A 17,199-nucleotide genomic window follows, 5' to 3' on the forward strand; every position below is an offset into this window, starting at 1 on the left:
GCTATACCCGCGCACCTACACAGGCTAAAGTTACGGCTCCAGGCTAGACTTTAAGTCCATAACACCAAACCTGATAACGTTGGGGAAACAGAATGTTCCAGCAAGAAGTTACTATCACCGCGCCTAATGGTCTTCACACCCGCCCTGCCGCGCAGTTTGTTAAAGAAGCGAAAGCGTTCCAGTCAGAAATCACCGTTACCTCTAACGGCAAATCCGCCAGCGCCAAGAGCCTGTTCAAACTGCAGACGCTGGGCCTGACTCAGGGCACGGTTGTGACGCTCTCCGCAGAAGGCGAAGATGAGCAGCAGGCCGTGGAGCATCTGGTTAAACTGATGGCTGAACTGGAGTAATCTGGTCAGCTTTTGCTTTATACCGACTCCTTTGCCCCATTGAGTGCAAACATCTTGATCGCGGACAATTTGTCCGCGTTATCACATCCGTAGAGTACAGCTCCCGCGACAATGGCAACGCATTGGGTCTAAGAGCCATCGTGATTAAAAGGTAGGGTTATGATTTCAGGCATTTTAGCATCACCAGGTATCGCTTTCGGCAAAGCTCTGCTGTTGATTGAGGATGAGATCGTCATCAACCGCAAGAAGATTTCTGATGATCAGGTTGACCAGGAAGTAAAACGCTTCCTCGACGGCCGCGCTCAGGCTGCGCAGCAGCTGGAAGCGATCAGAGTGAAAGCGGGTGAAACGTTTGGTGAAGAGAAAGCAGCCATCTTCGAAGGCCACATCATGTTGCTGGAAGACGAAGAGCTGGAGCAGGAAATCATCGACCTGATCAAGAAAGATCACGCTTCGGCCGACGCCGCCGCCTACTCCGTGATCGACGGTCAGGCGAAAGCGCTCGAAGAGCTGGACGACGAATACCTCAAAGAACGCGCCGCTGACGTTCGCGATATCGGCAAACGTCTGCTGCAAAACATTCTCGGTCTGCATATCGTCGACCTGAGCGCTATCCAGGACGAATCGATTCTGGTAGCCAAAGATTTAACGCCGTCGGAAACCGCGCAGCTGAACCTGAAAAAGGTGCTGGGCTTTATTACCGACCTCGGCGGCCGCACTTCGCACACCTCAATTATGGCGCGCTCGCTTGAGCTGCCGGCGATCGTCGGCACCGGCAACGTCACCGCCACGGTGAAAAATGGCGATTTCCTGATTCTGGACGGCGTGAACAACAAAGTTTACGTCAATCCGTCAGAGAGCGAGCTGGAAGAGCTGAAAGCGGTTCAGACCCAGTATCTGAGCGAAAAACATGAGCTGGCCAAGCTGAAAGATCTGCCGGCGATCACGCTGGACGGTCACCAGGTTGAAGTGTGCGCCAACATCGGCACCGTGCGCGACGTTGCCGGCGCAGAGCGCAACGGCGCGGAAGGCGTCGGCCTCTACCGTACCGAATTCCTGTTTATGGATCGTGATTCGCTGCCGACCGAAGAAGAGCAGTTCCAGGCCTATAAAGCGGTAGCCGAAGCCGTCGGCTCGCAGGCGGTGATTGTGCGCACCATGGATATCGGCGGCGACAAAGATCTGCCTTACATGAACCTGCCGAAAGAAGAGAACCCGTTCCTCGGCTGGCGCGCCATTCGTATCGCCATGGATCGCAAAGAGATCCTCCATGCCCAGCTGCGCGCTATTTTACGCGCCTCCGCCTTCGGCAAGCTGCGCATTATGTTCCCGATGATCATCTCTGTTGAAGAGGTGCGCATCCTGAAAGCCGAGCTGGAAACCCTGAAGGCGCAGCTGCGCGAAGAAGGCAAAGCGTTCGATGAAACCATCGAAGTCGGCATTATGGTGGAAACCCCGGCGTCGGCGGTGATTGCGCGTCATCTGGCGAAAGAAGTCGACTTCTTCAGTATTGGGACAAACGACCTGACGCAGTATACTCTGGCGGTCGATCGCGGTAATGATTTGATTTCACACCTGTATAACCCGATGACGCCGTCGGTGCTGAATTTGATCAAGCAGGTGATCGACGCTTCTCATGCCGAAGGTAAGTGGACCGGCATGTGCGGTGAGCTGGCCGGTGATGAACGTGCTACACTACTGTTACTGGGTATGGGGCTGGACGAATTCAGCATGAGTGCCATTTCAATCCCAGGCATTAAGAAAATCATTCGCAATACTAATTTCGAAGATGCGAAGGCTCTGGCGGAGCAGGCTCTGGCTCAACCTACAGCGGAAGACCTGATGAATCTGGTCAACAAGTTCATCAAAGAGAAAACACTCTGCTGATCCACGAGACGCTGGCCCAACAATACTGTTTAGGAGAAGAATATGGGTTTTCTTGACAAGCTTTTTGGCAATAAATCAGAAAGCACATCTGGGACGATTGATATTGTTGCGCCTCTGTCAGGCGAAATCGTAAACATTGAAGACGTGCCGGATGTGGTGTTTGCCGAGAAGATCGTTGGCGACGGTATTGCCATCAAACCAACCGGCAACAAAATGGTTGCGCCGGTCGATGGCACCATCGGTAAGATTTTCGAAACCAACCACGCGTTTTCAATCGAGTCTGACAACGGCATCGAGTTGTTTGTACACTTCGGCATCGACACCGTCGAGCTGAAAGGCGAAGGCTTCAAGCGCATCGCGGAAGAAGGCCAGAAGGTCAAGAAAGGCGATGTGGTGATCGAGTTTGATCTGCCGCTGCTGGAAGAGAAAGCGAAATCTACGCTGACGCCTGTGGTGATCTCCAACATGGATGAGATCAAAGAGCTGGTTAAGCTCTCTGGTCAGGTTACCGTTGGCGAAACGCCGGTGATCCGCATCAAGAAGTAACGGATCTCGCTAACAAAAACGGCACCCACTGGGTGCCGTTTTTGTTTCTGTTTTGTGGGGTGACGACGCGGGTGAAAAACGTAACTCAGCTGCCCTTTACCTGCGCCTGCCAGCGCGGCAGACGGATCGTCAGCTCCAGCCCGCCCTCAGGGCGATTTACCGCCTGCACTTCGCCGTGATGCGCCAGAACCACCTTACGCACGATAGCCAGCCCCAGCCCGTAGCCTTTGCCCAGCAGCGGCGAATTAACCCGGACAAAAGGATCGAAGATGCTGGAGAGCTTCTCATCGTCCACGCCCGGCCCCTGATCGCGTACGCGAATCGCCAGCCACTCCTGATCCGCCTTCAGCCTGACCTGAATATGCTGACCGGGCAGCGAGAAACGCAGCGCGTTGCGCAGCACGTTTTCGATGCCGCGGCGAATCAACTCGGCGTTGCCGCGCACGGTGTAATCGGCGTTTTCATCCACCAGGAAGTCAACCTTCACGCCAGGAATTTGCGCCTCGTAGCGCACATCGGTGACCACCGCGTGCACCAGGCCGGTCAGATCGAAATATTGCTCGTCGGGCATGCTCTCATGCTCGGCGCGCGACAGCGTCAACAGCTCGCCAATCATCTTATCCAGCCGCCGCGCCTCTTCGTCGATGCGATCCAGAGAGGCGTTAACGCTGGCCGGCGTCTGACGCGCCAGGCCGGTGGCCAGCTGCAGTCGCGCCAGCGGCGAACGCAGCTCGTGCGAAATATCATGCAGCAGCTCCTCACGCGCGTGCACCAGCGTATCGAGCCGCTCCACCATGGCGTCGAACGCCTCCGCCACGTTAGAAAGCTCATCGTGGCGCTTGCGCATCATGGGATAGAGCCGCACGCTGAGATCGCCGTTCGATACGCGTGAAAAGCCCTCGCGCAGCTGACGCATCGGCCGCGTCAGGTTCCACGCCAGCAGCAGGCTGAACAGCAGCCCCACCGTACCGGCGAAAAAAAACATCGGCTCGGGGATATTGAGAATGCGGCGCGGCCTGTCCAGACCCATTGAGCTGTCTTCGCGCAGCCCTTTGACGTTATAGCGCAGCTCATACTCTTTGCCGTCCGCGCCTTTCACCCAGCGCACGATCACATCCGGGAATTTGCCCTGAAACGGCGGACTGAAGGTCTCCGGCAGCGGCTCGGAATGAGCGGGCCGGGCATGCTGGATCACGGAAAAGAACTGGCGATCGTTAGGCTCCCAGTCCGCCATCATATCGTTCAGCGAGCCGAGGCCGCCGCGCTCCAGCACCGAAACCGCGGACGCCATCTGCAAGTTGACGATGCGGCGCGTGGCGATAATCTCCGGCGGCTCATGGCGATTGCCGGCAATGCTGAAGCCGAGCCAGAGCAGCTGGCTGATAATAACGAATACGATCCAGAAGCCGATTAAAATCTTCCAGAACATGCGCCCACGGTAGTTCTGCTTCATCGAATGCGGTAGCCGATGCTGCGCACCGTTTCGATGTTGACGCTGTCGGCGGTGAGCGCCGCCAGCTTCTGACGGATGTTGCTGATATGCACGTCAACGCTGCGATCGTAGGCTTCGCGCGGACGGCCAAGCCCTTTTTCCGACAGCTCATCTTTCGACACCACGCGGTCCGGCGCGCGCATCAGCAGATCCAGCAGATTGAATTCCGAAGCGGTGAGGTCGAATGCTTTGCCCTGCCACTCAGTTATGCGCGTGGCGGGATTGAGCGTCAGTTCGCCCCAGCGCAGCAGCTCTTTTTTATCCGGCAGCGGCGCCTGCTCTTCGAAACGGCGCAGCACGGCGCGCAGGCGCGCCACCAGTTCGCGCGGGTAGCAGGGCTTCGGCATATAGTCGTCCGCGCCCATTTCCAGCCCGATCACGCGATCGATATTGTCGCCTTTGGCGGTCAGCATGATCACCGGCAGGCGGCTGTTCTGCCGTACCTGACGCAGCACGTCGATGCCGCTCATATCGGGCAGCATAATATCGAGGATCATCGCGGTGTAGTGGCCGGAAAGCGCGCCTTCGATACCGGCGCTGCCGGTTAATACCAGCTGGGTTTCAAAGCCTTCCGCAATAAGGTACTGGCTGAGCATGGTGCCCAGCTCCAGATCGTCATCAACTAACAAAATTTTCATAGGGGTCTCTCGCCTGAATTGCCGCTATTTTGTCCTGAGCGGGCGCCGGACGCAGCCGATTTTACGCGTTCCTTACAGATCCGACGTCAGACGATGCTCAGGATGACTATAGACAAAAACGGCCCGGCAGCACCAGACAGGCGCAGCCGGGCCGTTTAGCAGAGGGGTTAGCGGTAGACGCCAGTTGAGAGATAACGGTCGCCGCGATCGCAGACGATAGCGACAATAACGCTGCCGGGCCGCGCCTGAGCGATGCGCAATGCGCCCGCCACCGCGCCGCCGGAGCTGACGCCGCAGAAGATCCCTTCGCGCCGCGCCAGCGCCCGCATCGTCTCTTCCGCCTCTGCCTGTCCCATATCCATCACCTCGTCCACCAGCTCGGGCCGATAGATGCCCGGCAGATAAGCCTGCGGCCAGCGACGAATGCCGGGTATGGCGCTGCCCTCTTCCGGCTGCAGCCCGATGATGGCCACGCGATCGCTTTGCTCTTTCAGGTAGCGCCCGACGCCGGTAATGGTGCCGGTGGTGCCCATGCTGGAGACGAAATGGGTCAGGCGTCCGGCGCTCTGCTGCCAGATTTCCGGGCCGGTGGTCTGATAATGGCCGAGCGGATTATCGGGATTATTGAACTGATCGAGCACATGCCCTTCGCCGCGCGCCATCATCGCCAGCGCCATATCGCGCGCGCCCTCCATGCCCTGCTCGCGGCTCACCAGCACCAGCTCGGCGCCGTAGGCGCGCATCGCGTCCTGCCGCTCCTGGCTCATATTTTCAGGCATCAGCAGGCGCAGCGCGTAGCCCTTCATGGCGGCGATCATCGCCAGCGCGATGCCGGTATTGCCGCTGGTCGCCTCAATCAGGCGGTCGCCGGGCGCGATCTCACCGCGCAGCTCTGCCTGGTGGATCATCGACCAGGCGGCGCGATCCTTAACCGAGCCGGCGGGGTTGTTGCCTTCCAGCTTAAGCCAGATTTCGCTGCCGTTGGCAGGCGTCAGGCGCTGAAGTTTGATCAGCGGCGTATTGCCGATGGTGTTTTGCAGAGTGCTCAAGGTGCGTTTCCCGGCGAAGCTAAGCGAACAAAAAAAGGGCGGGATCGCTCCCGCCCGCTGTCGCGTGAGAAAATATCAGGCGCTCTCGGCAAAGGCAACAGCGCGCAGCGGCGTCGCGCCCTGATAGAGGCGCGCCTGCTGCAGGCCGACGAACAGGCGTTCGCCGCGTACCGGCGCGCTGCGTTCGCCGTCGAACACCAGTGAAAAAGGTTCGCTCTGCCAGCCGCTCGGCTGAACCACCAGCTGCCAGAAGTGGCCGCGCGGGCTCACCTCAAGGATCTGCACCGGCAGCGGCGTCTCCAGGCTGCTCTGACGGGAAACGTCAATCTCCCACGGACGCAGGAAGAGCTCGACCGCGCCCTGATGCGCCGGGGTGTAGCCCAGCGGCCAGTGGTGCGCGCCGACGTGGAACTGCGAGCCGTGGACTTCGCCGTCGAAGCGGTTCACTTCGCCGAGGAACTCCAGCACGAAGCGCGTGGCGGGATCGCGCCACACCTCGTCCGGCGTGCCTACCTGCTCGATATTGCCCTGGCTCATCACCACCACGCGATCGGCCACTTCCATCGCCTCTTCCTGATCGTGAGTCACGAAGACGCTGGTGAATTTCAGCTCTTCATGCAGCTGACGCAGCCAGCGACGCAGCTCTTTACGCACCTGGGCGTCCAGCGCGCCGAAGGGTTCGTCGAGCAGCAGGATCTGTGGTTCCACCGCCAGCGCGCGCGCCAGCGCCACGCGCTGCTTCTGGCCGCCCGAGAGCTGCGCCGGGAAGCGGTTCGCCAGATGCGCCAGCTGCACCATCTCCAGCAGACGCGTCACGCGCTGCTTAATTTCCGCCGAGGAAGGACGCTCGCGGCGCGGCAGCACCGTCAGGCCGAACGCGATATTGTCGAACACCGTCATATGACGGAACAGCGCATAGTGCTGAAACACGAAGCCGACCTGGCGGTCACGAGCGTGCAGCGCGCTGACATCTTTATTGTGAAAGCGGATCTGCCCGCTGTTCTGGTGCTCCAGCCCGGCGATAATACGCAGCAGCGTGGTTTTCCCGGAGCCGGACGGGCCCAGCAGCGCCACCATCTGGCCAGAAGGAATATCCAGAGAGATATCGTTCAACACCGGAGTGCGGCCGAAAGATTTGTTGATCTGGTTAATCTCAATGCTCATGATTTTCCTCCTGTTGCAGGCGATGCTGCTGTTGCTCTAAACGCCACTGCAACATGCTTTTCAGAAACAGCGTCACAATTGCCATCAGCGTCAGCAGCGCGGCGGCGGTAAAGGCGCCCACCACGTTGTAATCCTGATGCAGTAATTCAATTTGTAGCGGCAGCGTGTAGGTTTCGCCACGAATCGATCCCGATACCACCGAGACCGCGCCAAACTCGCCCAGGGTGCGGGCGTTGGTCAGTACCACGCCGTAGAGCATCGCCCAGCGAATATTCGGCAGCGTTACGCGGCGGAACATCTGCCAGCCAGAGGCGCCAAGCAGCACCGCCGCCTCATCTTCATGGCTGCCCTGGCTCAGCATCACCGGCACCAGCTCGCGCACCACAAAGGGACAGGTGACGAAGACGGTGGCCAGCACCATGCCGGGCCAGGCGAACATCACCTGAATGTTATGCGCGTCCAGCCAGCTGCCTGCGGTGCCGTTAACGCCCCAGAACAGCAGGTACATCAGACCCGCCACCACCGGCGACACGGCGAACGGAATGTCGAACAGCGTCAGCAGCAGCTGGCGGCCGGGAAAGTTAAAGCGCGTCACCAGCCAGGCGAGCAGCGTGCCGAACACCAGATTAACCGGCACGGTAATCAGCGCCACCAGCACCGTCAGCCAGATGGCGTGCAGCATGTCGCTGTCGCCGAGATTCTGAAGGGCGACGCCCACTCCCATCTTCAGCGCTTCGTAGAAGATAGAGATCATCGGCACCACCAGCAGCAGCAGCGACACCAGCACGCCGATGCCGATCAGCAGCCATTTGCCCCAGTTGACCGGCTGGCGGTCGGCGGCGTTGATGTGGGAAATATCCGCCATTAGTGACCTCCCAGTCGACGGCCGAAGCGGCTCTGCAGGGTGTTAATCGCAAACAGCAGCACCAGCGACGCGGCCAGGATCACCGAGGCGATCGCGCTGGCGGCCGGGTAGTCGAACTCCTGCAAACGCACGAAAATCATCAGCGAGGTCACCTCGGTTTTCCAGGCGATATTGCCGGCGATAAAGATCACCGCGCCGAACTCGCCGATGCTGCGGGTAAAAGAGAGCGCGGTGCCCGCCAGCAGCGCAGGTGCCACTTCGGGCAGTACCACGCGGCGAAAGCTCTGCCAGGGCGTCGCGCCCAGCGTTTGCGCCGCCTCTTCATACTCCGGCCCCAGCTCTTCCAGCACCGGCTGTACGGTGCGCACGACGAAGGGAATGCTGGTAAAAGCCATGGCGACGGCGATGCCGAGCCAGGTATAGGATACTTTGACGCCGAAGGCGTTGTAGATCCACTCGCCGTACCAGCCGTTCGTCGAGAAGAGACCGGCCAGCGTCAGGCCCGCCACCGCCGTCGGCAGCGCGAACGGCAGATCCACCAGTCCGTCCAGCAGCGTGCGGCCGGGAAAGCGATAGCGCGTCAGGATCCACGCCATAATCATGCCGAACACCGCATTAAACAGCGAGGCGACAGCCGCCGACAGCAGCGTCACTTTATAGGCCGCCACCATTTGCGGATTGCTGATCACCTGCCAGTACTGCGCCAGCGTCATCTGCGACAGCTGCATCAGCAGCGCGCTGATCGGCAGCAGCAGAATCAAACAGGTAAACAGCAGGCTGGTGCCCAGACTCAGGCCGAAGCCAGGCAGGACGCGTTTCTGACTTAAGGCAAACATTATCCACGCCCCGCTGATAACAGTTGATCCAGCTCGCCGCCGCTGGCGAAGTGGGTTTTCATCGCCTTATCCCAGCCGCCGAACTGATCTTCCACGCGGAACAGCTGCGTCTGCGGGAAGCGATCTTTATGCTCGCCCATCAGCTGCGGGTTGTTCACGCGGTAGTAGAAATCGGTCACGATTTGCTGCGCCTGCGGCGTATAGAGATAGTTGAGATAGGCTTTCGCCGCATCCGCGGTGTGATTGTGCTCGACGTTTTTATCGACCCAGGCAACCGGGAACTCGGCGAGAATATCCGTTTTCGGCACCACGACTTCGTACTCGTCTTTGCCGTACTGGTTGCGGATATTGTTCACTTCCGATTCAAAGCTAATCAGCACGTCACCCAGGCCGCGCTCGGCGAAAGTGGTGGTCGCGCCGCGCCCGCCGGTATCGAACACCTCGACGTTCTTAAGAAACTGCGTCATAAAGGCGCGGGTTTTCGCCTCGTCTCCGCCGTTAGCTTTACTGGTGGCGCCCCAGGCCGCCAGCCAGGTGTAGCGGCCGTTGCCGGAGGTTTTCGGATTGGGAAAGACCAGCTTCACGCCGTCACGGCCAAGATCGGCCCAGTCGTGAATCTGCTTTGGATTGCCCTTGCGCACCAGAAAAGCCATGGTGGAGTAAAACGGCGAGCTGTTATTCGGCAGCCGGCTTTGCCAGTCGGCCGCGACCAGATTGCCTTTATCGTGCAGCACCTGCACGTCGGTGACCTGGTTATAGGTGACCACATCGGCGCGCAGTCCCTGCAGGATCGCCAGCGCCTGCTTCGACGAGCCGGCGTGCGACATCTTAATGGTGAGTTTGTCATCGGGATGGCTGGCATCCCACTGTTTTTCGAACGGCGCATTCAGGGCGACAAAAAGCTCGCGCGCGACGTCGTACGAGCTGTTGAGCAGTTCGGTGGCACTGGCCGCGCCCGCCAGGCTAAGCGACAAGGCGATACCGCCAACGATATTTTTCATCGTTCTTTTGGTCATGGGGCACCCTGAGAAAACAAGAGATCCGGCTTATGCCAGCCGTTCGCCCAGTGTATTTATAACCCCATGAAAAGCTGTAGCGGTTTTATATATCGTTTGATGATTTCAAAGTCGAAAATGGCATAAGCGGGCGCAAGAGTTTATGCGTCAGGCGGGAATGGCGCTGACGCTAAAGGCTTTAACGCTGCCAGATGATTTTGCTGAGCTTCCAGCTTTTCAATACGTCATCCGACGGCATCAGGCCGTCCGGGCCGTGCCAGTCGCCGCTGTAAACGTAGGAGAGATGCTGGCTGCCCGGCGCGCGGCACTCGACGTCGTGGCTGCCCGCGCCGCCCGCCAGCTTGCAGTTATTAAAGGCCTTGCTGAACCTGTCGCTAAAGGCGTCGCCAATTTTCGCGCCGTCCTGCGCGGCGATGTCGCTATCCATCACCTCGATACGCTCTACGCTGCTGGCTCCGCTGATCTGCAACTTCACTTTGCCGTCATCCAGCGCCTGCCAGAAAGCGATCACGTCGCCGTTTTCGCTGCGCATGCCCTGACGCAGCTTGTAGTTGCCTTTCAGGCCGTCGCTGATGGCGCTTTCGCTCATCGCAGTGGCGCTGCCGACGCCGCCGACGCCCTGTTCGGTGGCGGTCAGCGATGAACCGAACCAGTTCCACGGCAGCGCCGACGACCAGTGGTAGCTCAGCGGGTTATACCAGCTTACGTCGGACGCAGAGGCGGAACCGGAATCCGAACTGGCGCAGCCGCTCAGCAGCGCGGCGGCAACCAGCAGCGAAATGGGTAAAGCTTTCATGAAAACTCCTGTTAACACTGTGCCAAACGGCAGAACTCATTGGAGTCGCCAGCGGCAAAAAAGTTTATTCCGCCAGCTGATGTTCCGGCAGAAAGCAGTCGCGCAGCCTGACGTTGACCAGCAGCCACAGCAGCGCCAGACCGTCGAACAGCGTCAGCAGCAGCGGCCAGGGCGACGCGAGCAGATCGCCAGAGGCGAACGTCGCGCCCTGCCACGCCAGGTTAACCGCCAGCGACAGCGCCAGCACCCAGCGCCACGCCTGCCACAGCCGCGGCCAGCGCGCGCGATAGCCGGTCAGCAGCAGGCCGATCAGCGCGGGCGCGCCGAGCGCCAGCCCGAGCCAGAACGCCTGGCGATCGGGATAGAACAGCCCCAGCAGATCGCTGCCCTGCTGACGCGACGCGCCTGCCATCACCAGCAGGATCCAGGTGCGCGCCAGCAGCAGCAGCGTCAGCCAAAAAAGAAACGGCAGCCGCAGCTGCCCTTTCGCATCATATTCATCCGGCAGATATTTCACCGCATCAATACTCCCGGTCTTCAATCAGCCGCTTGCCGAGCAGCACCGAATCCACCGGTTCGTACTCCAGCTTTTCGTAGAACGCCACCACCTGATCGTTCTCTTCGCGCACCATCAGGTTGATCTTGGGACAGCCGCGCGCAATCAGCTTTTTCTCCAGCCGGTTCATCAGCGCGTTGGCGAAGCCGCGGCCCTGGTAGTCGGGATGCACCGCCAGATAGTAGGCGGAGCCGCGATGGCCGTCGTAGCCGCCCATCAGCGTGCCGACCACTTCGCCGCCGACTTCCGCAACCAGAAAGAGGTCCGCGTCATGGTTCATCTTGCGTTCGATATCCAGCTCTGGATCGTTCCACGGACGTAACAAATCGCAACGCTCCCAGAGCGTGATCACCTCTTCAAAATCTTCCTGGCGGAAGGCGCGGATTTCCATCTTCTTTACCTTGCAAATAAGCACAATTCGCTGATTATCACGCATTCGCCGCCGCGTGCAACCCCGCTTAGTGCAGCCTGGAACAAAAACCGGCAATTTTTCTGTTAGCAACCTGACATACAAAGTAAAGAGCTGAAAGGGTTGCGTCCTCGCGGTGAACAAAATGTTACGATATAACACTCTGCACCTAAATTCGCTAATGGACCAGCCCATGCCCACACTCTCTCTGCTTAAGCGTCTTACCAACCGTCGCCAGCTGCTGCTCTCCGGCCTGGCGCTGGCCGTGCTCTCTCCACGCGCGATTCAGGCGAAAGAGGAGAATACGCCGCTGCGCGCAAGTCCGCGTCACGCGCAGCCTGCGCCGCCGCAGAAAAACGGCAAGCGCATCGTGATGATCGATCCCGGCCACGGCGGCATCGATTCCGGCGCCGTCGGCAGCGAAGGTTCGGAAGAGAAACATATCGTGCTGGCGATCGCGCACCAGGTGCGCGCGCTGCTGCAGGCGCATCCGCGCATCGAAGTACGGCTGACGCGCGACAGCGACCACTTTATTCCGCTCTATCAGCGCGTCGAGATCGCCCACCAGCACGGCGCGAACCTGTTTATGTCGATTCACGCCGACGGCTTTACCAGCCCGGAAGCCAGCGGCGCCTCGGTGTTCGCCCTCTCGAATCGCGGCGCCAGCAGCGCCATGGCGCGCTATCTCTCCGATAAAGAGAATGCGGCGGATAAAGTGGGCGGCGCAAAAGTCGAGGAGCAGGATCACTATCTTAATCAGATCCTGTTCGACCTGGTGCAGACCGATACCATCCGCAACAGCCTGACGCTGGGCAAGCATGTGCTCGATCAGATCCGCCCGGTGCATCGACTGCACAGCGAACACACCGAACAGGCGGCGTTCGCCGTGCTGAAATCGCCGTCGATTCCGTCGGTGCTGGTAGAGACCTCCTTTATTACCAATCCGCGCGAAGAGCAGCTGCTCGGCACCGACGCCTTCCGCCGCAAAATCGCCACAGCGATCGCCGACGGCATTACGCGCTACTTTGATGAGTACGATCGCCGCAATGGTCAGGTATAATCGCGCCACTTTTTTGCAATGAGTCCGAAGCCATGCCCGATATTTCCCGCGTTAAAGCCTTTCTGCTGAACCTGCAGGAGACAATCTGTAATCAACTGGCGGCAGCTGACGGCGGCGCGCAGTTTGTCGAAGACAGCTGGCAGCGTCCGGGCGGCGGCGGCGGACGCAGTCGCGTGCTGCGTGACGGCGCGGTATTTGAGCAGGCAGGCGTTAACTTTTCCCACGTGCACGGCGATCAAATGCCCGCGTCGGCGACGGCGCACCGTCCCGAGCTGGCGGGCCGCAGCTTCGAGGCGATGGGGGTGTCGCTGGTGATCCATCCGCACAGCCCCTATGTGCCGACCAGTCACGCCAACGTGCGCTTTTTTATCGCCGAAAAGCCGGGCGCCGATCCGGTGTGGTGGTTCGGCGGCGGTTTCGATCTGACGCCCTATTACGGCTTCGAGGAAGATGCGGTGCACTGGCATCAGACCGCCTTCGATCTCTGCCAGCCGTTCGGCGACGAGGTCTATCCACGCTATAAAAAATGGTGCGACGACTACTTCTATCTGAAGCACCGCGACGAACAGCGCGGCATTGGCGGCCTCTTCTTCGACGATCTCAACGCGCCGGACTTCGACACCAGCTTCGCCTTTATGCAGGCGGTGGGCAACGGCTTCCTCGACGGCTATCTGCCGATCGTCGAGCGCCGCAAAGCGCTGCCCTGGGGCGAGCGCGAGCGTCAGTTTCAGCTCTATCGCCGCGGACGCTACGTCGAGTTCAATCTGGTGTGGGATCGCGGCACCCTGTTCGGCCTGCAGACCGGCGGCCGCACCGAATCCATCCTGATGTCGATGCCGCCGCTGGTGCGCTGGGAGTATGACTACCAGCCCGCGCCCGACTCGCCGGAAGCCGCGCTGACGCGCGACTTTTTGCCGGTGCGCGACTGGCTATAGCGGCGCGGTTTGTGCTTCGACTACCGCCAGCGCCACCATATTCACAATGCGCCTGACCGACGCGATGCGCGTCAGCACATGCACCGGCTTGCTGATGCCCATTAGCACCGGGCCGACCGTGACGCCTTCCGAACTGGAGACGCGTAGTAGGTTGTAACTAATGCGCGCCGCTTCTACGTTGGGCATGATCAGCAGGTTCGCCGCCCCTTTTAGCGGGCTGTCAGGCATCAGCTCGCGGCGGACGCTCTCTACCAGCGCCGCGTCGCCGTGCATCTCGCCATCCACTTCCAGATCCGGCGCGCGGCGCTGAATAATCGCCAGCGCCTCGCGCATCTTGCGCGCTCCCGGCGCGTTCGAAGTGCCGAAGCTGGAGTGCGACAGCAGCGCGACGCGCGGCTCGATGCCGAAGCGACGCACCGTTTCCGCCGCCAGCAGCGTCAGATCGGCCAGCTGTTCCGGCGTAGGATCGTCGTTGACGTAGGTGTCGGTAATAAAGGTATTGCCGCTGGGCAGCAGCAGCGCGTTCATCGCGCCCGCCACCTTAACGTCGTCGCGCAGGCCAAACACCTTCTCTACCACGTCATAATGCTCATGGTAGTCGCCGATGGTGCCGCAGATTAGCGCGTCCGCCTCGCCGCGATGCACCATAATGGCGCCGATCAGCGTCGGATTGCCGATCACCGCACGCTGCGCCTGCTCGGGCGTGACGCCGCGCCGCTTCATCATCTGGTAATATTCGTTCCAGTATGCCTTGAAGCGCGGATCCGATTCGTTGTTGACTACGTCGAAATCTTTGCCCGCCTCGATCTTCAGCCCCTGCTTCTGCAAACGCATCGCGATAACGTTGGGACGCCCTATCAGGATCGGCCGCGCCAGACCGAGCGTCACCAGCTCCTGGGTGGCGTGCAGCACCCGCACCTCCTCGCCTTCCGCCAGCACCACGCGCTTTGGCGCCTTGCGCGCCTGGGAGAAGATCGGCTTCATAAACAGGTTGGTTTTATAGACGAACTCGGTCAGCTTCTCACGGTAGGCGTCGAAATCCTCAACGGGCCGGGTCGCCACGCCCGACTCCATCGCGGCGCGCGCCACCGCCGGCGCGATCTGCACGATCAGGCGCGGGTCGAACGGTTTAGGTATCAGGTAGTCCGGCCCGAAGCTGAGATCCTGGTCGTCATAGGCGGAGGCGACCACATCGCTCTGCTCCGCCTGCGCCAGCGCGGCGATGGCGTGCACCGCCGCCAGCTTCATCTCTTCGTTGATAGTGGTTGCCCCGACGTCGAGCGCGCCGCGGAAAATAAACGGGAAGCAGAGTACGTTATTGACCTGATTAGGGAAGTCGGAGCGGCCGGTGCAGATGATGGCGTCGGGGCGCACCGCCTTCGCCAGCGGCGGCATAATTTCCGGCTCCGGGTTGGCCAGCGCCAGGATCAGCGGATCGCGCGCCATCTTTTGCACCATCTCCGGCGTCAGCACGCGCGGCCCCGAGCAGCCGAGAAAGATATCGGCGTTTTCAATCACCTCTTCCAGCCTGCGCGCGCCGTTATCTTCGACGGCGTAGGCGGACTTGGTGGGCGCCATATCCGCTTCGCGATCGCGGTAGATCACTCCTTTCGAATCGCACACCACGATGTTGCGCTTCTGCATGCCGAGCGCCACCAGCAAATTCAGGCAGGCGATAGCCGAGGCGCCGGCGCCAGAAACCACCAGCCGCACTTCGCCAATCGCTTTCTCGACAATGCGTAGCCCGTTGAGCACTGCGGCGGTGCAGATAATCGCCGTGCCGTGCTGGTCGTCGTGAAATACCGGTATCTTCATGCGCTGGCGCAGCTGCTGCTCGATATAGAAGCACTCCGGCGCTTTGATATCTTCCAGGTTGATGCCGCCAAACGTGGGCTCCAGCGCGGCGATAACCTCGATCAGCCGATCGGGATCCTGCTCGTCGATCTCGATATCGAAGACGTCGATGCCGGCGAACTTCTTGAACAGCACCCCTTTGCCCTCCATCACCGGCTTGCCCGCCAGCGCGCCGATATTGCCGAGCCCCAGCACCGCGGTGCCGTTGGAGATCACCGCCACCAGATTGCCGCGCGCGGTGTATTTATGCGCCGCCAGCGGGTCCTGCGCAATTTCCAGACAGGGCGCCGCGACGCCGGGGGAGTAAGCTAGCGCCAGATCGCGCTGGGTGGCGAGAGGTTTGGTGGGGGAAACCTGGATTTTGCCCGGGGTGGGAAACTGATGAAAATCCAGCGCGCTCTGCTTGAGTTGGTCGTCCATTGTCGGTTCCTTTTTCAGCTTCGGTGCGCTGGCAGTATAAAAGGCTGATGACAAGGAAAACGTTGGGGCGATCGCGATAAGGCAGTTCGGTGCGTAAAGGCGGCGCAGGGCGGAAAGTGCGGTTCATCCGGCAGAACCTGTCAGTTCTGCTAACCTTTGTGATGCGCGATTTTCGCCCCCCGGCTCGCTGACAGGATGTTGCAGCATGCTCTCCCTGTTTAACGTCACGCGCTTTTCGCCGTGCGGGGCCCCGATGAGTTCAACCCATCGCAATAATCAGAAAAAGAGTATTTTCATCATCGAACGCCTGATGCACTGTGTTGCAGGGTGAAATCATTCGCAATAAAGAATTGCTCATCAAGGAGTTAAAAGATGAACCAGCTAGAGGCATTAAAACAGTTTACTACCGTCGTGGCGGACAGCGGCGATATCGAATCCATTCGCAACTACCATCCTGAAGACGCGACCACCAACCCTTCTCTGATCCTGAAAGCTGCCGGCCTCGAAGGCTACAAGCATCTGATCGACGACGCTATCGACTATGCGAAAAAGCAGGGCGGCAGCAAAGAGACGCAGATTATCAATGCCAGCGATAAAGTCGCTATTAACCTCGGTATGGAAATCCTGAAAAGCGTACCGGGCCGTGTTTCGACCGAAGTAGATGCGCGCCTCTCTTTCGATCGTGGCATGTGCGTGACCAAAGCGGAAAAACTGGTTCGCCTGTATGAAGAGCACGGCATCGACCGCTCGCGCATTCTGATCAAGCTGGCGTCCACCTGGGAAGGCATCAAGGCGGCCGAGGAGCTGGAGAAAAACGGCATCCACTGCAACCTGACGCTGCTCTTCTCCTTCGCCCAGGCACGCGCCTGCGCCGAAGCGGGCGTCTTCCTGATTTCGCCATTCGTCGGCCGTATCTACGACTGGTACAACAGCCGCAAGCCGCTCGACCCGTATGTGGTCGACGAAGATCCGGGCGTGAAATCGGTGCGTCGCATCTACGACTACTACAAAAAGCACCGTTACAGCACCATCATCATGGGCGCGAGCTTCCGTAAAGTAGAGCAGATTATCGCGCTGGCGGGCTGCGACCGCCTGACTATCTCTCCGAATCTGCTGGAAGAGCTGCAGAACAGCGATGCGCCGGTTGAGCGCAAGCTGGAACCGTCGACCGAAGGTTTCCACCAGCCGGCGTCGCTTTCTGAAGCGGAGTTCCGCTGGGAGCACAACCAGGATCCGATGGCGGTCGAAAAACTTTCCGACGGCATCCGTCAGTTTGCCGTCGATCAGCAGAAACTCGAAGACGTGCTGGCCGCGCGCCTGTAGTTT

General features: G+C 59.9%; 17 protein-coding genes. 6 read left to right on the forward strand and 11 right to left on the reverse strand.

Annotated features, from left to right (window positions below):
• Window positions 1–92 precede the first annotated feature (92 nt).
• The 3 genes from ptsH to crr all read left to right on the forward strand — a co-directional run bounded on the left by ptsH (window position 93) and on the right by crr (window position 2,783).
• Window positions 93–350, forward strand: coding sequence for a phosphocarrier protein Hpr (ptsH, locus tag AC6I7Z_RS14305; RefSeq protein WP_007889063.1), 258 nt, complete (start codon window positions 93–95; stop codon window positions 348–350).
• 159 nt (window positions 351–509) lie between these two features.
• A complete protein-coding gene (ptsI, locus tag AC6I7Z_RS14310) occupies window positions 510–2,237 on the forward strand; it encodes a phosphoenolpyruvate-protein phosphotransferase PtsI (protein WP_033753701.1) in 1,728 nt (575 codons plus the stop codon).
• Window positions 2,238–2,279: 42 nt separating this feature from the next.
• Window positions 2,280–2,783 carry a PTS glucose transporter subunit IIA gene (gene crr, locus AC6I7Z_RS14315; protein WP_033753703.1) on the forward strand — a complete coding sequence of 168 codons (504 nt, stop codon included), beginning with the start codon at window positions 2,280–2,282 and terminating at the stop codon, window positions 2,781–2,783.
• Window positions 2,784–2,868: 85 nt separating this feature from the next.
• Here the strand turns inward: crr and AC6I7Z_RS14320 are convergent, their stop codons facing one another.
• The 10 genes from AC6I7Z_RS14320 to AC6I7Z_RS14365 form a co-directional block, all read right to left on the reverse strand.
• Window positions 2,869–4,236, reverse strand: coding sequence for an ATP-binding protein (locus AC6I7Z_RS14320; RefSeq protein WP_497814710.1), 1,368 nt, complete (start codon window positions 4,234–4,236; stop codon window positions 2,869–2,871).
• Window positions 4,233–4,913, reverse strand: coding sequence for a response regulator transcription factor (locus AC6I7Z_RS14325; protein WP_497814711.1), 681 nt, complete (start codon window positions 4,911–4,913; stop codon window positions 4,233–4,235). Before AC6I7Z_RS14325 ends, AC6I7Z_RS14320 begins: the two co-directional genes overlap by 4 nt.
• 167 nt (window positions 4,914–5,080) lie before the next feature.
• Window positions 5,081–5,962 (reverse strand): cysteine synthase CysM, encoded by an 882-nt coding sequence (cysM, locus tag AC6I7Z_RS14330; RefSeq protein WP_313590344.1) that lies wholly within the window; start codon window positions 5,960–5,962, stop codon window positions 5,081–5,083.
• A gap of 75 nt (window positions 5,963–6,037) precedes the next feature.
• Window positions 6,038–7,126 carry a sulfate/thiosulfate ABC transporter ATP-binding protein CysA gene (gene cysA / locus AC6I7Z_RS14335; RefSeq protein ID WP_497814712.1) on the reverse strand — a complete coding sequence of 363 codons (1,089 nt, stop codon included), beginning with the start codon at window positions 7,124–7,126 and terminating at the stop codon, window positions 6,038–6,040.
• Window positions 7,116–7,991 (reverse strand): sulfate/thiosulfate ABC transporter permease CysW, encoded by an 876-nt coding sequence (cysW, locus tag AC6I7Z_RS14340; RefSeq protein WP_497814713.1) that lies wholly within the window; start codon window positions 7,989–7,991, stop codon window positions 7,116–7,118. Before cysW ends, cysA begins: the two co-directional genes overlap by 11 nt.
• Window positions 7,991–8,827, reverse strand: a complete 837-nt coding sequence (gene cysT / locus AC6I7Z_RS14345; protein WP_497814714.1) for a sulfate/thiosulfate ABC transporter permease CysT — start codon at window positions 8,825–8,827, stop codon at window positions 7,991–7,993. The genes cysW and cysT overlap by 1 nt, the downstream gene beginning before the upstream one ends.
• On the reverse strand, window positions 8,827–9,843 hold the full coding sequence (locus AC6I7Z_RS14350; protein WP_497814715.1) for a sulfate ABC transporter substrate-binding protein: 1,017 nt from the start codon (window positions 9,841–9,843) through the stop codon (window positions 8,827–8,829). The genes cysT and AC6I7Z_RS14350 overlap by 1 nt, the downstream gene beginning before the upstream one ends.
• A 178-nt stretch (window positions 9,844–10,021) precedes the next feature.
• Window positions 10,022–10,639 carry an RpoE-regulated lipoprotein gene (locus AC6I7Z_RS14355; RefSeq protein WP_497814716.1) on the reverse strand — a complete coding sequence of 206 codons (618 nt, stop codon included), beginning with the start codon at window positions 10,637–10,639 and terminating at the stop codon, window positions 10,022–10,024.
• Window positions 10,640–10,703: 64 nt separating this feature from the next.
• Window positions 10,704–11,165: a DUF2919 domain-containing protein gene (locus tag AC6I7Z_RS14360; protein ID WP_497815454.1), complete on the reverse strand. Its 462-nt coding sequence runs from the start codon at window positions 11,163–11,165 to the stop codon at window positions 10,704–10,706.
• The gene (locus AC6I7Z_RS14365) at window positions 11,161–11,586 is read right to left on the reverse strand and encodes a GNAT family acetyltransferase (RefSeq protein WP_033753728.1); all 426 of its coding nucleotides are present in this window, start codon (window positions 11,584–11,586) and stop codon (window positions 11,161–11,163) included. The genes AC6I7Z_RS14360 and AC6I7Z_RS14365 overlap by 5 nt, the downstream gene beginning before the upstream one ends.
• A 211-nt stretch (window positions 11,587–11,797) precedes the next feature.
• On the opposite strand from AC6I7Z_RS14365, the gene amiA reads away from it, so the two are divergent.
• Together amiA and hemF are read left to right on the forward strand one after the other, a co-directional pair.
• Entirely contained in the window at window positions 11,798–12,664 is an 867-nt protein-coding gene (amiA, locus tag AC6I7Z_RS14370) for an N-acetylmuramoyl-L-alanine amidase AmiA (RefSeq protein ID WP_497814717.1), read from the forward strand.
• Window positions 12,665–12,696: 32 nt separating this feature from the next.
• On the forward strand, window positions 12,697–13,599 hold the full coding sequence (gene hemF, locus AC6I7Z_RS14375; protein WP_497814718.1) for an oxygen-dependent coproporphyrinogen oxidase: 903 nt from the start codon (window positions 12,697–12,699) through the stop codon (window positions 13,597–13,599).
• Here hemF and maeB read toward each other — a convergent pair.
• On the reverse strand, window positions 13,594–15,873 hold the full coding sequence (maeB, locus tag AC6I7Z_RS14380) for an NADP-dependent oxaloacetate-decarboxylating malate dehydrogenase (RefSeq protein ID WP_497814719.1): 2,280 nt from the start codon (window positions 15,871–15,873) through the stop codon (window positions 13,594–13,596). The genes hemF and maeB overlap by 6 nt on opposite strands.
• Before the next feature lie 372 nt (window positions 15,874–16,245).
• Between maeB and tal the strand changes: the two genes are divergently transcribed.
• Window positions 16,246–17,196 (forward strand): transaldolase, encoded by a 951-nt coding sequence (gene tal / locus AC6I7Z_RS14385; RefSeq protein ID WP_033753764.1) that lies wholly within the window; start codon window positions 16,246–16,248, stop codon window positions 17,194–17,196.
• The last annotated feature ends 3 nt before the right edge of the window (window positions 17,197–17,199 follow it).

Source organism: Pantoea sp. X-Soil-MYKO-1289, from assembly GCF_059730625.1.

What these genes read in the sequence shown, in the direction of transcription:
- cysW (WP_497814713.1), bottom strand. Translation starts at nt 7,991, where the DNA reads ATGGCGGATATTTCCCACATCAACGCCGCCGACCGCCAGCCGGTCAAC.
- cysA (WP_497814712.1), bottom strand. Translation starts at nt 7,126, where the DNA reads ATGAGCATTGAGATTAACCAGATCAACAAATCTTTCGGCCGCACTCCG.
- AC6I7Z_RS14355 (WP_497814716.1), bottom strand. Translation starts at nt 10,639, where the DNA reads ATGAAAGCTTTACCCATTTCGCTGCTGGTTGCCGCCGCGCTGCTGAGC.
- amiA (WP_497814717.1), top strand. Translation starts at nt 11,798, where the DNA reads ATGCCCACACTCTCTCTGCTTAAGCGTCTTACCAACCGTCGCCAGCTG.
- hemF (WP_497814718.1), top strand. Translation starts at nt 12,697, where the DNA reads ATGCCCGATATTTCCCGCGTTAAAGCCTTTCTGCTGAACCTGCAGGAG.
- ptsH (WP_007889063.1), top strand. Translation starts at nt 93, where the DNA reads ATGTTCCAGCAAGAAGTTACTATCACCGCGCCTAATGGTCTTCACACC.
- AC6I7Z_RS14365 (WP_033753728.1), bottom strand. Translation starts at nt 11,586, where the DNA reads ATGGAAATCCGCGCCTTCCGCCAGGAAGATTTTGAAGAGGTGATCACG.
- cysT (WP_497814714.1), bottom strand. Translation starts at nt 8,827, where the DNA reads ATGTTTGCCTTAAGTCAGAAACGCGTCCTGCCTGGCTTCGGCCTGAGT.
- tal (WP_033753764.1), top strand. Translation starts at nt 16,246, where the DNA reads ATGAACCAGCTAGAGGCATTAAAACAGTTTACTACCGTCGTGGCGGAC.
- AC6I7Z_RS14325 (WP_497814711.1), bottom strand. Translation starts at nt 4,913, where the DNA reads ATGAAAATTTTGTTAGTTGATGACGATCTGGAGCTGGGCACCATGCTC.
- crr (WP_033753703.1), top strand. Translation starts at nt 2,280, where the DNA reads ATGGGTTTTCTTGACAAGCTTTTTGGCAATAAATCAGAAAGCACATCT.
- maeB (WP_497814719.1), bottom strand. Translation starts at nt 15,873, where the DNA reads ATGGACGACCAACTCAAGCAGAGCGCGCTGGATTTTCATCAGTTTCCC.
- AC6I7Z_RS14350 (WP_497814715.1), bottom strand. Translation starts at nt 9,843, where the DNA reads ATGACCAAAAGAACGATGAAAAATATCGTTGGCGGTATCGCCTTGTCG.
- AC6I7Z_RS14320 (WP_497814710.1), bottom strand. Translation starts at nt 4,236, where the DNA reads ATGAAGCAGAACTACCGTGGGCGCATGTTCTGGAAGATTTTAATCGGC.
- ptsI (WP_033753701.1), top strand. Translation starts at nt 510, where the DNA reads ATGATTTCAGGCATTTTAGCATCACCAGGTATCGCTTTCGGCAAAGCT.